The organism is Corallococcus sp. AS-1-12 (assembly GCF_020036995.1).
Taxonomy (GTDB): Bacteria; Myxococcota; Myxococcia; order Myxococcales; family Myxococcaceae; genus Corallococcus.
Genome location: NZ_JAIQDD010000014.1, coordinates 76,704 through 91,560, shown reverse-complemented (window position 1 = coordinate 91,560; position 14,857 = coordinate 76,704). Strand labels below are relative to the sequence as shown.

At 71.1% G+C, this 14,857-nt stretch carries 11 protein-coding genes; 2 read left to right on the top strand and 9 right to left on the bottom strand.

The genetic code is table 11. The features are described from left to right. Positions 1-6: 6 nt before the first annotated feature. The 7 genes from K8556_RS22350 to tilS all read right to left on the bottom strand — a co-directional run bounded on the left by K8556_RS22350 (position 7) and on the right by tilS (position 9,879). Complete coding sequence (locus K8556_RS22350; protein ID WP_223742104.1) at positions 7-381, bottom strand: holo-ACP synthase; 375 nt, start codon at positions 379-381, stop codon at positions 7-9. Positions 382-386: 5 nt separating this feature from the next. Continuing rightward, positions 387-1,112 carry a pyridoxine 5'-phosphate synthase gene (locus tag K8556_RS22345; protein ID WP_223742103.1) on the bottom strand — a complete coding sequence of 242 codons (726 nt, stop codon included), beginning with the start codon at positions 1,110-1,112 and terminating at the stop codon, positions 387-389. A gap of 101 nt (positions 1,113-1,213) precedes the next feature. Beyond that, on the bottom strand, positions 1,214-2,608 hold the full coding sequence (gene glmM, locus K8556_RS22340; RefSeq protein WP_223742102.1) for a phosphoglucosamine mutase: 1,395 nt from the start codon (positions 2,606-2,608) through the stop codon (positions 1,214-1,216). Positions 2,609-2,772: 164 nt separating this feature from the next. Next, complete coding sequence (gene folP / locus K8556_RS22335) at positions 2,773-3,996, bottom strand: dihydropteroate synthase (RefSeq protein ID WP_223742101.1); 1,224 nt, start codon at positions 3,994-3,996, stop codon at positions 2,773-2,775. Positions 3,997-4,149: 153 nt separating this feature from the next. After that, positions 4,150-6,141 (bottom strand): DNRLRE domain-containing protein, encoded by a 1,992-nt coding sequence (locus tag K8556_RS22330; RefSeq protein ID WP_223742165.1) that lies wholly within the window; start codon positions 6,139-6,141, stop codon positions 4,150-4,152. A 269-nt stretch (positions 6,142-6,410) separates the two neighbouring features. After that, on the bottom strand, positions 6,411-8,327 hold the full coding sequence (ftsH, locus tag K8556_RS22325) for an ATP-dependent zinc metalloprotease FtsH (RefSeq protein WP_143904946.1): 1,917 nt from the start codon (positions 8,325-8,327) through the stop codon (positions 6,411-6,413). 181 nt (positions 8,328-8,508) lie between these two features. Continuing rightward, complete coding sequence (gene tilS, locus K8556_RS22320) at positions 8,509-9,879, bottom strand: tRNA lysidine(34) synthetase TilS (RefSeq protein ID WP_370639952.1); 1,371 nt, start codon at positions 9,877-9,879, stop codon at positions 8,509-8,511. A 436-nt stretch (positions 9,880-10,315) separates the two neighbouring features. On the opposite strand from tilS, the gene K8556_RS22315 reads away from it, so the two are divergent. Then, the gene (locus K8556_RS22315) at positions 10,316-10,525 is read left to right on the top strand and encodes a TIGR04563 family protein (RefSeq protein WP_014396356.1); all 210 of its coding nucleotides are present in this window, start codon (positions 10,316-10,318) and stop codon (positions 10,523-10,525) included. A 9-nt stretch (positions 10,526-10,534) separates the two neighbouring features. After that, positions 10,535-10,816 (top strand): TIGR04563 family protein, encoded by a 282-nt coding sequence (locus tag K8556_RS22310; protein WP_120530711.1) that lies wholly within the window; start codon positions 10,535-10,537, stop codon positions 10,814-10,816. A 48-nt stretch (positions 10,817-10,864) separates the two neighbouring features. Here K8556_RS22310 and K8556_RS22305 read toward each other — a convergent pair whose 3' ends face one another. Both K8556_RS22305 and K8556_RS22300 read right to left on the bottom strand, forming a co-directional pair. Beyond that, positions 10,865-11,695 (bottom strand): 5'-nucleotidase C-terminal domain-containing protein, encoded by an 831-nt coding sequence (locus tag K8556_RS22305; RefSeq protein ID WP_223742099.1) that lies wholly within the window; start codon positions 11,693-11,695, stop codon positions 10,865-10,867. Continuing rightward, on the bottom strand, positions 11,695-14,784 hold the full coding sequence (locus K8556_RS22300; RefSeq protein WP_223742098.1) for a TonB-dependent siderophore receptor: 3,090 nt from the start codon (positions 14,782-14,784) through the stop codon (positions 11,695-11,697). Before K8556_RS22300 ends, K8556_RS22305 begins: the two co-directional genes overlap by 1 nt. Positions 14,785-14,857 lie beyond the last annotated feature (73 nt).

The window sequence follows — 14,857 nt, the reverse complement described above, 5'->3', positions numbered from 1 at the left end:
ACCTCCCTACTTCGTCTGGAGCACCACCGTGGCCGCGGCCACGCCGGCATCATGGGTGAGGGCGAGCATCGCCTCCCACCCCCGCGCTTCCATCACCTCACGGGCCACGCCGGAGAGCACGAAGCGCGGCGGGCCGCCCTCGCGCACCACCTCCATGTCCCGCCACTTCACGCCGGGAGGCACGCCCATCGCCTTCACCAGCGCCTCCTTCGCCGCGAACCTCGCCGCGTACGCGCTGGCCGCGTCGTGCCGGGGCGCGCAGTACGCGCGCTCACCGTCGGTGTACACGCGCGTCAGGAACGCCTCCGCGCGCGGGCCGTCGAGGATGCGCTGGATGCGCTCGATGGAGCAGAGGTCCAACCCCAGTCCGACGATGGGCATGCGGGCTACCCCGGGTCGCGCATCAGTTCGAGCATCTCGCGCACCGCGCGCTCGAAGCCCACCAGCACCGCGCGCGCCACGATGGCGTGCCCGATGTTCAGCTCGTCGATCTCCTGGATGCGAGCGATGGCCTGCACGTTGTCGTAGTTGAGCCCGTGCCCGGCGGCCACGCCCATGCCCAGCTTGGCGCTCGCCTTGGCCGCGTCCACGATGCGCGCCAGCTCCCGCGCGCGCTCCTTCTCGTTGCGCGCCTCGCAGTAGCGGCCCGTGTGCAGCTCCACCCGGTCCGCGTTCACCTTGTGCGAAGCGCGCACCTGGTCCAGGTCCGGATCGATGAACAGCGAGACGGAAATCTCCCCGTCCTTGAGGTTCTTGATGATCTTCGCGATGGACTCGCGCTGGCCGGCCACCTCCAGGCCGCCCTCGGTGGTGAGCTCCTCGCGCCGCTCGGGGACGAGCGTCACCACGTCCGGCTTGTACTCGTAGGCGATCTTCACCATCTCCGCGGTGGCGGCCATCTCCAGGTTCAGGAGCGTCTGCACCGTCTCGCGGAGGATGCGCAGGTCCCGGTCCTGGATGTGGCGCCGGTCCTCGCGCAGGTGGATGGTGATCTGCCGGGCGCCGGCCAGCTCCGCCATCGCCGCGGCCGTCACCGGATCCGGATACACGGTGCGCCGCGCCTGCCGCAGCGTCGCCACGTGATCCACGTTGACACCCAGTCGCTGTCCCATCGTCCCGCTCCTTGCGCTGGCGCGGTGCGGGATTGTCCAGGGACCCGGGCCCGCGCCGGCCCCTCTATTCGTGGCCGGCGTCCGGAAGTCAACCGCTGTCGCTAGCCGTTGAGCGCCTTGGAGAGCGCCTCGACGATTTCGCGGGCGTACGCCTCGTTGCGCGCCGCGTCCTCGCCTTCAATCAGGACGCGGGCCTTGGGCTCCGTGCCGGAGAAGCGCACCAGCACGCGGCCGTTGCTGCCCAGCTTCTGCTCCACGTTCTTGATGGCCTTCATCACCGTGGGCAGCTCACCCAGCTCGCGCTTCTGCTTCACCACGACGTTGAGCAGCGTCTGCGGCACCGGCTGGAAGATGGAGGCCAGCTCCGACAGCGGCTTCTGCTGGCGGCACATCACGGCCAGCAACTGGAGCGCCGCGAGCGTGCCGTCGCCCGTGGTGGTGTGGTTCAGGAAGATGAGGTGGCCGCTCTGCTCGCCGCCCAGGCTGTAGCCGTTGCGGCGCATCTCGTCCACGACGTGCCGGTCGCCCACGCGCGTGCGGACCACCTTCACGCCCCACTGGGACACCGCGCGCTCCAGGCCGATGTTGCTCATCACCGTGGAGACGAGCGTCTTCTTCTTCAGCTCCTTGCGCGCGACGAGCTCACCCGTGCAGATGGCCATGATGGCATCGCCGTCCACGACGTTGCCCTTCTCGTCCACGACGATGAGGCGGTCCGCGTCGCCGTCCAGCGCCACGCCCAGGTGGGCGCCGTGCTTCACCACCGCCTTGGCCAGGCCCTCCGGGTGGAGCGCGCCGCACTTGTGGTTGATGTTCTTGCCGTCCGGGGACACGCCCAGCGCGATGACCTTCGCGCCCAGCTCCTCCAGCACCGCGGGCGCCGTGCGGTACGCCGCGCCGTTGGCGCAGTCCACCACGATGGTCATCCCCTCCAGCGTCAGCTCGCGGGGGAAGGTGGCCTTCAGGTAGACGATGTAGCGGCCGCGCGCGTCGTCCAGGCGGATGGCCCGGCCGATCTTCGTCGCCGTGGGGCGGATGTTGTCGATTTCGCCGCTGGAGACCAGCTCTTCGATCTTGGCCTCGGTCTCGTCCGGCAGCTTGAAGCCGTCCCGCCAGAAGAACTTGATGCCGTTGTCCTGGTACGGGTTGTGGGACGCCGAAATCACGGCGCCCGCGTCCGCGCGCATGGACGTGGTGAGGTTGGAGATGCCGGGCGTGGGCAGCGGGCCCACCTGCTCCACGTCGACGCCCATGGAGATGAGGCCGGCGGACAGGGCCTGCTCCAGCATGTAGCCGGACAGGCGCGTGTCCTTGCCCACGATGACGCGGTGGCGGTGCGGACCGTTGCGGATGAGGTACGCCAGGGCGCGGCCGAGCTTCATCGCGACCTCGGCCGTCATCGGATAGACGTTGGCCACGCCACGAACGCCGTCCGTGCCGAACAGTCGCTCCGTCTTCTGCGCTTCCTTCGGGGGCATGTCCATCCTGTACGCCATGTGTGCCGCTCCACCTTTCCCATTGCCGGAAGGGCTCCGGCCACTCGCGTCCGGGGCTTATACCCCGTCCAGCACATGGGCCCGAAGCTAGGGATGCGGTGCCACCCAGGCAAGCGCCCGGGCGGGGGGACCCGGCCTGTTTCGGACGCCGGGGCTTGTCCCCGTCAGCCGCCGTACAGGTCGCCGCCGCCCCGGGCCCTCCGGATGGCGTCCGCCACCGCCAGCGCGTCCCGCGCCTCTCCCACGTCATGCACCCGTACCACGTCCGCGCCCCCCAGGACGGCCATGGCCGCCACGGAGCCCAGGGTGGCCGCCAGGCGCTCCTGGGGGCCCTTGCCGCCCGTCAGCTTCCCGAGGAAGGACTTGCGGCTGGTGCCCACCAGCAAAGGCTGCCCCAGCCCCCGCAGCTCCTCCAGCCGGCGCAGGAGGAAGAGGTTGTGCTCCAGCGTCTTGCCGAACCCGATGCCCGGGTCCAGGAGGATGCGCTCGCGGGGGATGCCCGCCTCGGTGGCCTGGAACATCCCCTCCTCCAGGTAGTCCATCACCTCGCCCACGACGTCCGCGTAGCGCGGCGCGTCCTGCATCGTCTTCGGCAGGCCCTGGGTGTGCATGAGGCAACACGCGGCGCCCGCGGCGGCCACCACCCCGGGCAGCGCCGGGTCCGAGTGGAAGCCGGTGACGTCGTTGACCAGGTGGGCGCCGGCCTTGAGCGCCTCCTTCGCCACCGCCGCCTTGGTGGTGTCCACGGAGATGGGCACGGTGGAGCGGCGCTTGATGCCCTCCACCACCCGGAGGACGCGCGACAGCTCCTCGTCCGCGGACACCGGGAGCGAGCCCGGCCGGGTGGACTCACCGCCCACGTCGACGATGTCCGCGCCCGCGTCCACCAGCCTCAGCGCGTGCTCCACGGCGCTGGCCGCGTCCGGGAGGCTGCCGCCGTCGGAGAAGCTGTCCGGCGTCACGTTCACCACGCCCATGAGGTACGTGCGCGTGCCCCACTCGAACCGGCGCCCGCTCAGCGTCAGCGCCGGCATGGGCGCGGGGGCCAGCACCTCCTCCAGCACGCGCGCCAGGCCGTCCGTGCGGGGGGACCTGCGGGCGAGGGAGATGAGCCGGTCGAACTGCTGGCGGCTGCCGGACAGGAGCACCTCGCCGGGGTGGTCCACGTGGCCTCCCGCCGTCCAGGTGGGCAGCTTCTCGCGCTCCTTGGAGCCGTACGGCGGCACCAGCTCCTCCTCGTAGGAGGGGCGGCCCCCGGTGACGAGCACGTGCGCGTAGCCCAGCTCGCGCCCCAGGTGTTCGCGGGTGCGGGGGGACAGGTTCAGGCGGCGGAGGACCAGCGACAGGTCGTCGGGACGGTCGCGGGAGATGAGGCGTGCGCGCAGCACGGTCAGGACCCCTTCGGAGCGTGAGGACTGCGAGCGATGAGTGTCGCCGCTTCGCCGGGTCCAGGGAAGGGAGGACGGCGGGAACGCACACAGGGCCCGGCGCCTCGCGAGGAAGGCACCGGGCCCCGTCACGTCACCCCGGCCGCGAGGCCGTCACGGGTTGAACTGGATGAGCCCCATGTCCGTCAGCCCCGAGGAGGAGAACGTCGTGGTCCCCACCGGCGTGGAGCCCTCGAACGTGAAGCCCAGCCGCGTGGAGCCGTCCGGCGACACCGCCATGAACGCGTCGGAGACCTGGGAGCCCAGCATGCGAGACCAGCGGTGGGCGCCCGTGGGGCTGAAGCTGGCCACGAACCGGAGCGCGCCGCCCTGGGGCAGACCGGGCGTGCCCAGCTCGCCGCCGCCCAGGTCCAGCGTGTACGCCGACACACGGCCGTTCACCACGATGTTGCCCGCGCCATCCACCGCCACCTGCTCCGCCACGTCCCCGGAGGGCTGGGTTGTCAGCACGCGCACCCAGCCCTCGCCGCCGGTCGCGGTGAGCGTGCCGAACACGCCGTCATCCGGGCGCACATCGTGGGTGGGGTCATGGCTCGAATACGTCTGGCCCTGGAAGGTGAACGTCCCGTTGAAGCCTCCGGCGAACGCCACGCCCCCGTCGGGCAGGGCCGCCAGGCCGCGGATGCGGCCGATGCCTCCCCCCTTCAATCCGTAGCCCCACACCGGCGTGCCATCCGGCGCGAAGCGCGCCACGAAGGCCGTGCCCACGCGCAGGCCCGGCGTCGCGAGCGTGGCGTTGTTGCCGCGGCCCCCCATGAAGATGTTGCCCCCCGCGTCCGTGGCGAGCGCGGACGCCACCGTGTACTCGTCCACGGTGTAGAAGGCCTGCGACCACTGGTGGCCGCCGCTGTAGTCGAACTTCGCCAGGAAGAGGGACCGGGTCGAGTCATCCCGGCTCTCGCTCATCGAGCCCGCGTAGAGGTCGCCGCCGCCCAGGTCCATGTAGCCCTTGAAGTGGCCCGCGACGATGACGCTCCCGTTGGCGTCGGTGGCGACGGCGGTGGGGACGGCGATGGACGTGTAGACCTGCCCCTCCGCCCAGCCCGGCCGCGTCTCCGCGTGGAAGCCGCGCGCCCAGACGGGGTTGCCGGTGGGGGACAGCTTCAGCACGAACATCCCCACGGCGGGGGTGTTGGGAGCGATGTACGGCAGCGCGCCGGTGCCCAGGTCCGGGCTGCCCTCGTAGGTGCCCACCACCAGCACGTTGCCCAGCGGCGTCACCGTCATCGCCTCCAGGGACACCGGCTGCCCCACCCCGTACGCGCGCGACCACTGGTGCTGGGCCGCCGTGTTGAAGCGCGCCACCAGGAAGCCCGAGGGCCCCGGCAGTTCCGCGCCGCCCGCCTGCGCCGGACCGTCATGGTACGCCCCACCCAGCACGAAGCCGGAGCCATCCGGCAGGTTGAGCAGCGCGCGCGCCTGCTCCCGCGCCGTGCCCCCCAGCGTCTTCGCCCAGGCCTGCGAGGGCGTGCCGCTCCCCCGGTACGTGCACCAGTCGTAGCGGTAGACCGTGTCCAACCGCGGCCGGCGCGAAACGTTGGACGCCTCGCGCGAGGAGAACTCCGCCCCGTCGTCCCCCAGCGGGAGGACGCCCAGGTCGAAGGTGTGGCGGTCGAGCACCGCCCCCTTCACGTCCGCCGTCAGCCAGGCGTCATTGGCGACGGAGGCCACGGTGGTCACCGCGGCGCCCTGCGCCGGCCGGGTGTTCCAGGTGAGGGCGGGTTCATAGACGCTCCCCGTCACCGGGTGGAACGACAGCCCCGTGTGGGTGCCCTGCTTCGCGTACAGCCGCAGCCGCGCCTGGACGAGCTCGCCGCCCTCCCCCTCCAACTGGAAGCGCAGATACGACTGGTAGCGCGTGGGGGCCGCGTCCACGTACAGCGTGGACACGCTGCTCATGTTCACGTCCGGCTGGTCACTGCGCACGGAACCGTCGCCCACCGGCACCAGCGTCCGTGAGTCCAGAGACGTCTGGGGCTGGCATGAGGCGGGCAGCGCCGCCTGCTCCACCGCCGTCAACGCCCCCTCCGTCAACCCGTCCTCCGCCCCCGTCGCTCCGCCGCACCGTGGCAGCACCGCCAGCATCGCCAACGCCGCTGCCCCCTGCGCTCCCCGCTTCCATCCGTTCCGCATCGTCGTGTCGTCCCCCGGCGAGGCCTTCCCAGCGCCGCGGTCCCTTGAAACTGCATCCCAGGTGCCAGCGAGCATCCGCTCGCGGACACGGGACACGGCCCCCAGGGAGGGAAGGCGGAGGGCCCGGAGTGGCGCCTGGAGTTCACAAGGACAAAACGAAAAGGCCCTCCCCGGTTCACGGGAAGGGCCTTCGTCACTTCAGGAGGAAGCCTTGAGCGGCGTTACGCCTTCTTCGGCTCCATGTTGGGCAGGCCCTCGAGCGCGTCGAGGATCTTCCGCTTGTCCTTCTTCTCCGTCGGCTTCGGCGTGGAGCTGATGCGCGGCGCCGGGCGCTCACGGGTGAGCTGGCCCCCCTGGAGGATGATGTTCACGTCCTCGGCGTCGAGCGTCTCGTACTCCACCAGGGCGTCGGACACGCGCTGGAGCACGTCCAGCTTGTCGGTCAGCAACTGCTTGCCGTGCGTGTAGCAGCCCACCACGATGCTGCGGACCTCCGCGTCGATCTGCCGGGCGGTGTCCTCGGAGTAGTCCTTGGACGCGTTGAAGTCGCGGCCCAGGAAGACCTCACCGTCGCTCTTGCCGAACGCCAGCGGGCCCATCTTCTCGCTCATGCCCCAGCGGCACACCATGGCGCGCGCCGTCTCGGTCGCCCGCTCGATGTCGTTCGCCGCGCCGCTGCTCATCTCGTTGAACATGAGCTCTTCGGCGATGCGGCCACCCATGGCCATGGTGATCTGGTCGAGGATCTGCTTGCGGTAGCCGTTCACCTTGTCCTCGGTGGGCAGGCTCCAGGTGACGCCCAGGGCCTGACCGCGCGGGATGATGGTGACCTTGTGCAGCGGGTCGCAGCCGGGCAGCAGCTTGGCGAGGAGCGCGTGGCCGGCCTCGTGGACGGCCGTGTTCCGCTTCTCCTTGTCGGTCATGATCATGGACCGGCGCTCCGGGCCCATGAAGACCTTGTCCTTCGCCTGCTCGAAGTCCGCCAGGTCCACGCGCTCCTTGTTCTGGCGCGCGGCCATCAGGGCCGACTCGTTGACCAGGTTCTCCAGGTCCGCGCCCGTCATGCCGGGCGTCCCGCGGGCGATGACCTCCAGCTCCACCTCCGGGGCCAGCGGCACGCGGCGGGTGTGCACCTTCAGCACGCCCAGGCGGCCCTTCAGGTCCGGACGGGGGACGATGATGCGGCGGTCGAAGCGGCCCGGGCGCTGGAGCGCCGGGTCCAGCACGTCCGGACGGTTGGTGGCGGCGATCAGGATGACGCCGTCGTTGGACTCGAAGCCGTCCATCTCCACCAGCAACTGGTTGAGCGTCTGCTCACGCTCGTCGTGACCGCCGCCCAGGCCCGCGCCACGGTGGCGGCCCACGGCGTCGATTTCGTCGATGAAGATGATGCAGGGGGCGTTCTTCTTGCCCTGCTCGAACAGGTCGCGCACGCGGCTGGCGCCGACGCCCACGAACATCTCCACGAAGTCCGAGCCGGAGATGGAGAAGAACGGGACGCCCGCTTCACCGGCCACCGCGCGGGCGAGCAGCGTCTTGCCCGTGCCCGGGGGGCCCATCATCAGGACGCCCTTGGGGATGCGGCCACCCAGCTTGGTGAACTTCTTGGGGTCCTTGAGGAAGGCGACGATCTCCTCCAGCTCCTCCTTGCACTCGTCCACGCCGGCCACGTCCGCGAACGTGACCTTGTTGTGGCTCTCGCTGAGCAGCTTCGCCTTCGACTTCCCGAACGTCATCGCCTTGCCGCTGCCGCCCTGGAGCTGGCGCATGAAGAAGATGAAGAACAGGAACAGGAAGACGACGGGCATCCACTGCCCGAGGATGGTGAGCCAGAGGCTGTTCTGCTCCTCGCGCTCGTACTTCACGTCCACGCCGGAGGCGCGGAGCTGGTTGAGCACGGCCACGTCCGGCGCGGGCCCCGTCGTCCGGAACTTGTCGTTCGAGTCGCTGAACGTGCCGGAGTAGGTGTTGCCCTTGACGGAGACGGCACGGACCTTCTTCTCCTCCACCTTGGTCAGAAGCTGGGTGAAGGTCGGTTCCTGCACCTGCTCGTTGCCTTGGGAGAAGAAATTGTAGAAGGCGACGAAGAGGACGATCAGGATGACCCAGAGCCCGATGGTCTTGTAGGTCGAACGCACGTTTCAGCTGCCCTTTCGGTACTCGGCGGGATGAGGGCCGTGCCAGGAGGAACCCTGGCGAAGTTCGTCATGTGCCCGGCGCCCGCCCGTGTGCAGGCCAGCGACGGACCGTATCAGCAACAGCAAAAAGCCCTCAACTATTTAGGGGACCGCGACCATCCCCCGTTTCGAAGCTTCGACTCTATAACGGAGGGGTCTTCCGTTCGCTCGTGAGCGGCGGGAAGGCCCACAGCGAGTGTCGGGAAGCCACCTCGCGCGAAGCGGCTCCAGGTTCGACGAAGCGCGGCAGGACGCCGGGGAGCCACAGCGGCTCGCCGCGCGCGTCCACCACCACCGGCTGCGCGTCGCGCGCCTCCGAAGGGACGCGGGCATCCACCAGCACGTCCTGCACCTTGCGGTGGCCCGCGCGCGTACGGACGCGGTCGCCCTGCTTCCTGGAACGCACCGTGAGTGGCCACGCTGTCCCCTCCTCCAACACCAGGGCCAACACGCCCGGGGGCGGCAAACCTTCCGCGGCCACCTGGAAGCGCCACGCGCCGAAGTCCCCTTGCGCCCCCGGCCCCGCGAGCACCAGCGGCGCGGGCGGTGATTCCCCTCCCGCCCCCACGCAGCGCACCCGCCCGCCGGTGGCCTTCAGGAGGAGGCCGTCGCTCAGCGGCATGACGCCCCCGCGCGCCACCACGCCCCACGCGCGCTCCAGCGTGGCGTGGTCCACCCGGGCCCCCGCCGCGCCCAGCAGCCGTGCGAGCACGCGGCGCCACAGCGGCGGCTCCAGCGCGCGAAGGCCCACGGCGTCCAGCCCGCCCCCGGGCAGCTCCAGCCGCGCCCACGCCCCTTGCGCCAGCCCGTCGAGCAGGGCCGCGTCCTCGGAGGCGAGCCGCGCGAAGGTGGCCAGGTGCTCCACGGTGCTGAAGCCCGCCGCGCGGTGGAGCGCGGGCAGCACGTCCTGGCGCACGCGCGTGCGGAAGTAGGAGGGGTCCGCGTTCATCGGATCCACCACGAACCCCACCCCCTCGGTGGCCAGGAAGGCGAGCACGTCCTCGCGCGAGCACGCGAGCAGCGGACGGAGGAGCGTGTCCGCGCGGGCGTGGATGGCGCGCGCGCCCCGGAGCGCCGCGCCCCGGGCCAGCCGCATGAGCAGCGTCTCCGCCTGGTCGTCCAGCGTGTGGCCGGTGGCCACGAAGTCCAGCCCGCGCTCCTGTCGCAGGACCTCCAGGGTCGCGTACCTCGCCTCGCGCGCCCGCGCCTCCAGCCCCGCCCCGGGCGCCAGCGCGAGCCGCCGGACGTGGCAGGTCAGCCCCAGGCGCTCGGCCAGGGTGACGACGGAGGTCACCTCGCGCGCGGCCTCCGCCCGCAGGCCGTGGTCCACCGTCGCCACCTCCACGCGCAGCCCCAGCGCCTCGCGCACGCGCGCCGTCCCCACGAGGAGCGCGGTGGAGTCCGCGCCTCCGGAGACGGCGAGCAGCACCGAGCGCGAGCGGGCACCGTGCCCGGCATACGAGCGGGCGAGCATGGCAGGCAGCGGGGAGCTTTCAGGGGACGCGCGAGGCATGGCGCCAGCGATCGGAATGGAGTGTCGGATGACCGGGTTACAGATTCGCGGTGAACGGAAGGCGTGGGGATGCAGTCCATGATTCCCACAACGCAGGGACGCGGGGCGGAAATAGAACGGCGCCTCGTGGTTGTTGGTTGGACGTTCTGGACTTCATGACGTTGGACCTAGGGGTCCCCCCCCTCCCCCTCTGGGTCCACGGGGCCGCTTGGAGATTCGCTCCCTGCGGTCCCTCTTTCCGAAGCGCCCCGGTCTCCCTCGCGGAGGCCGGGGCGTTTCTCTTTCTTTTTGCTGGCACCCATTGTCGGAAGTGGGGCGTTCAGCCCGCGGGCGCACGCTTGAGTGCTCCGAAACCGTTGACCCTTCAGGGCGTCTGTCGGATAACCGCTCCGGTGTGTTCAGGTCGTCACCTCGAATCCGCCCCGGAGACCCAGGCATGGCAGGCACCGACAAGCGCAAGCAGTCGCTGTACTTCCCCGAGGAGATGCTGAAGGAGATCCAGGAGGAAGCGAACCGGCAGGACCGTTCCCTCTCATGGGTGGTGCAGCAGGCCTGGAAGATCGCCCGCGACCGCATCAAGTCATTCCCTGCCGTGAATGACGTCACGGGCGACGAGCGCACGGACCCGCGCGAAGAAAGGCCGTAAGGCAGGGCAATGGCCACCACGGATCACCGCAAGCAATCCCTCTACTTCCCCGAGGACATGCTGGAAGAGATCCAGCGTGAGGCCACGCGACAGGATCGTTCCCTGTCGTGGATCGTCCAGCAGGCATGGAAGGTCGCCCGCGCGGACATCCGCCGCATGCCTTCGGTCAACGACGTGCTGGGCCCCCTGCCTCCACGGCCGGTGGCCCCCGCGGCGCAGACGGCCACCTCCGCTCCGGCGGTGGTGACCTCCAGCGCCCCGGCCTCCTCGGACGAGCCCTCCAAGCCTTAGGGGCCTCCGTCCACCCCGGCCCCGTGAAGTCCGACACCGCGCATGACGTCAGCGCGGGGCGGGCCGGGCGGGCCGGGCGCAGTTGGTGAAGACGATGCGCGGGGCTTCCTTCAGCGCCTGGACCGGGCTGGGGTACGTGCTCTTCATGTACGCCGCCGCGATGTTGGCGTCCGTGCCGCCCAGCTTGCGCGCCGTCACCGGGTTGCGGTCCGGGTCCTGTCCCGCGTTGCCCAGGATGCCGCCGTAGCCGTCCCCTCCCTCCAGCAGGAACGTGGACATCGCCACCCGGTAGCGGATGGACGTGTCGTCGCGCGCGGGGATGGACACGGCGCGGCCGCGCACGCGCAGCTCCGTCACGCGCTGGCCCGCCGGACGCGCGCAGTCCACGCGCAGGGTGGTGCCGTCGGACACGTGGAGGAAGGCGCCGGACGGCGACACGATGGCCTGCCCCTCCAGGGCCAGCGCCTCCACGGAGTGCTCGAAGACGTCCACGAGCTGCTTCTCCGTGAGGTCCACCGTCACGACGAGGTTCTCGAAGAGGATGACCTCGTGGAGGACGCCGTCGGTGAGCGGCCCCGTGCGCAGGGACGTGCGGGTGACGCACAGGCCCTCGTCGCGCAGCGAGCCGCCGTTGATGATGCCCAGCTCCGTGGCCTTCGCGGCGCCGTCCTCGGCGTGGAGGAACGCGTCCGCGGCCAACTGCCCCAGCGCGTTGTTGTCATGGCGGGTGAAGGCCGAGCCCAACTGGACCTCCTCGCCCAGGTAGCCCACGACGGCGTCGGGGTCGTCCACCAGCGGGGCGCAGGAGTCGTTGTACGCGAGGCAGCCGGGCAGCAGCGTGAGCGCCGCGAGCGCGGCGGTGAGGTGGCGGCGGTCCATCAGTAGAAGGCCCTCAGGGTGAGGTAGCCGGACACGCCCTCGCGCGGCAGCAGGCCGGTGACGCGGTCCGGCCGGGGCACGTCGTCGCGCAGGTCGTGGTCGAAGAGGTTCTGCGCGAAGAGCGTCACCTCGAAGTGCTCCCAGATGGGCTCGGTGCGCAGTTGCGCGGTGATGAGGCTGTAGGCGGGGATCTCGTAGCGGCGGATGAGCTCCAGCGTGGAGCGGTTGTTGTTGCGCCGCTCGGCGCCGGAGCGCACCACCACGTCCAGGTTCACCCAGTCCCCCAGGGGCATGGACACGCCCGCGTTGAAGCGCGCCTGGGGCACGTCCGTGAGCAGCCGGGACTGCTCCGGCACCTCCAGGTCCTGCGCGCGGGACAGGCTGGCGTTGACCCACGCGACGGCGCGCTTGGACGCCTCCAGGCGGGCCTCCGCCTCCACGCCGTACACGCGCACGCCCAGCTCGCGGTTGCGCAGGGGGACGATGTTGCCGCTGGTGTCCACCGGGGTGATGGGCGAGGCGAAGTTCTGCAGGAAGGCGTTGGCGCGCACGCGCACGCGGGTGTCGCCCGCGGCCTGGACCAGGTCCATGCCCAGCTCGAAGGTGTCCACGGTGGTGGGCTTCAGCAGCGGGTTTCCCTCGAAGCGGCCCTGGTTGTAGTCGGTGTCGGGGATGCGCTCGACCAGCTCCTGGGGCGTGGGGGCGCGGAAGGCCCGGCCGTACAGCGCCTTGAGCACCAGCGCGTCCGACGCGGCGATGACCAGGCCCACGCGCGGGTTGATCCGCACCAGCATCTTGCTGGCGTCGAGCGTGCCTGACGCCTCCGCGTCGGGGAGCTGGATGGCGTCCAGGCGCAGGCCGAAGGTGAGCGTGAGCGCGGAGAGCACGGTCCACTGGTCCTGCGCGGACAGGCCCAGGTTGAGGCGGCGGGAGGCCGCGCCCTTCGTAAGGTCCACCAGGCCTTCCGGGGCGGCGGGGCTGGGGCGCAGGCGTCCGTCGAGCGTGTAGTTCGTGGTGTAGTCGTACCGGGACAGCGACTGCTGCTCGGCGACGAAGCCCAGGGTGAGGTGGTTCTCCTTCGCCAGCGCGAGGTCCGCGTCCACGGAGGCCGTCACGGTGCGCACGGTGACCTGCGTCTGTTCCTGGAGCCCGTCGGGGAAGAGGCGGTCCACGCCGTCGCCGGTGCGGAAGGCCAGGGGCGTGAGCTGGAAGCGGCGGTCGGTGGACTGCTGATCGAAGCCCAGCCGGGCGCGCACCTGGCCGCTGTCGGAGAGGGGCCGCTCCCAGGTGAGGTCCGCGAGCAGCACGTCCCAGGACAGCCGGGAGTCGTTGCCCACGGTGTCGAACAGGCCGATGAGGGCATCGCGCTTCTCGGAGAGGTAGCGCGCGGTGACGCCCACGCGGCCGGCGCTGTCCAGGCCGTAGGACACGCCGCCGCCCGCGTTGACGAGGAAGCGGCCGTCACGGGTGCGGCCCGCGGGCTGGTCCACGTCGCGCAGGCCCTGGGCCACGGCCTCGTCGTCGAGCGCGTCATGGGCGATGAGGAGCGAGTCTCCCTCCTGGGTCCAGAGGTCCAGGTCCGCGAACAGGCGCAGGTCGCCGGTGGTGTGCGCGGCGGACAGGTGGCCGTCGGTGGCGAGCGCCAGGCGGCCGTCGTCGCGGGGGACGCCGCCGGTGGTGATGGCGCCCCGGACGCCGTCGGCGTGGTGGGTGACGAGGTTGACGACGCCCTGGAAGGCGCCCGCGCCGTAGACGGCGGAGCCAGGGCCGCGGATGACCTCGATGCGCTCCAGGTTCTCCACCGGCAGGTTCATGAGGGCCTTGCCGTCGAAGAAGTTGTTGAGGCGGTGCCCGTCGAGGAGGAAGAGCACCTCCGCGTCGTTGCGCAGGCCCCGGATGGCGGTGCGGTGGAAGCCCTGCACGTCGCGGCTGACGGACACGCCGGGCACCACGTCCAGCACGTCCGCCACAGTGCGGGCGCCCAGGGCGATCATCTGCGAGCGGTTGAAGGACGCGCCGATGGCCGGCACGGTGCGGACGGCCTCCTCCTGGAGGGTCGTCACCGCGAGCACGTCCTCCGCGCTGTAGAGGGCCAGGTCGTCGTCCATGGCGCTGTGGGAGGAAGCGGACGCGCGGGTGTCGGAGCGAGGTTCCGGAGGAAGGTCCGCGTTGAGCGCGGCCATCGCGTCGTCGGAGTCGTTCGAAGCGCGGGAGTCGCCATTGCCCGCGCGCCCGGGAGTCCGCGAGTCCGAATCCGCCGCGCGAGCCGGAGCGCGAGAGTCGGATGCGTCCGCGTGAACCGGGGCTCGCGAACCGTCCATTCGGGCCGAGGGCGAGGCCGGTGAATTCGTCCGGCTCGAAGCCCGCGAGTCCGTGCCGTCCGTGCGGGTCAAAGCCCGCGAGTCCGTACCCTCCGTGCGGCTCGAAGCACGAGGGTCCGTACCGCTGGGGGCTCCCGATGCTCGTGGGTCGGACGCAGTCGGACGGGAGTCCGCGCTGTCCGCTCGCGTCGAAGTCCGCGCATCGGCGGTCCCCGCGCGCGCGCCTGTTCCATCCGGACGGCCCGCGGAAGGCGGCGGCGCACCTGCCGCGCCATCGTCCTCCCCTGCCCCCGACGGCGGCGCGAAGGCGTCGATGTCGGGCGCGGACCTCGGGGTGTCACGGGTCCCCTTGCGCCCCGGCGGCGCGCGGACCGGCGGGGGCTCCGGCGCCTGCGTCCCCACCATCACCCTCGCGGGCCGGAGCGCGGACATGAAGAGCGGCGTGCGCGCTCCATCCAACATCGCCGCTTCGACGAAGTACTCCACGCCGGGTGGCACCATGTGCTCGGCGGGAATCACCGCGCGGTACAGGTCTCCGTACTGCCGCTCCATGGGGACCTGGACGTACGGCTCGCCCGGGCCGCGATAGCGGACGAAGAGCTCCAGCACCTTGCCGCCATCCACCAGCGTCGCATCCAACTGGAGGGGCTGCCGGGCCTCGGCGCGCGGCGGCGACGCGTGCAGCAGCGCGGCCTCCTGCGCGTGGACGGGGGCCGCGGCGAACACCACGGCACAGAGCATGAGCGTGCGGGGAAGAACGGTCTGCAAGATTGACGACGATGGTCCGTTGCAGGGCCATGCGAGTCAAGCAAGCCACCCGCCCGCGTCCCGCTGATTTTTT

What these genes read in the sequence shown, in the direction of transcription:
- K8556_RS22350 (WP_223742104.1), bottom strand. Translation starts at nt 381, where the DNA reads ATGCCCATCGTCGGACTGGGGTTGGACCTCTGCTCCATCGAGCGCATC.
- K8556_RS22345 (WP_223742103.1), bottom strand. Translation starts at nt 1,112, where the DNA reads ATGGGACAGCGACTGGGTGTCAACGTGGATCACGTGGCGACGCTGCGG.
- glmM (WP_223742102.1), bottom strand. Translation starts at nt 2,608, where the DNA reads ATGGCGTACAGGATGGACATGCCCCCGAAGGAAGCGCAGAAGACGGAG.
- K8556_RS22330 (WP_223742165.1), bottom strand. Translation starts at nt 6,141, where the DNA reads ATGCTGGCGGTGCTGCCACGGTGCGGCGGAGCGACGGGGGCGGAGGAC.
- tilS (WP_370639952.1), bottom strand. Translation starts at nt 9,879, where the DNA reads ATGCCTCGCGCGTCCCCTGAAAGCTCCCCGCTGCCTGCCATGCTCGCC.
- K8556_RS22315 (WP_014396356.1), top strand. Translation starts at nt 10,316, where the DNA reads ATGGCAGGCACCGACAAGCGCAAGCAGTCGCTGTACTTCCCCGAGGAG.
- K8556_RS22310 (WP_120530711.1), top strand. Translation starts at nt 10,535, where the DNA reads ATGGCCACCACGGATCACCGCAAGCAATCCCTCTACTTCCCCGAGGAC.
- K8556_RS22305 (WP_223742099.1), bottom strand. Translation starts at nt 11,695, where the DNA reads ATGGACCGCCGCCACCTCACCGCCGCGCTCGCGGCGCTCACGCTGCTG.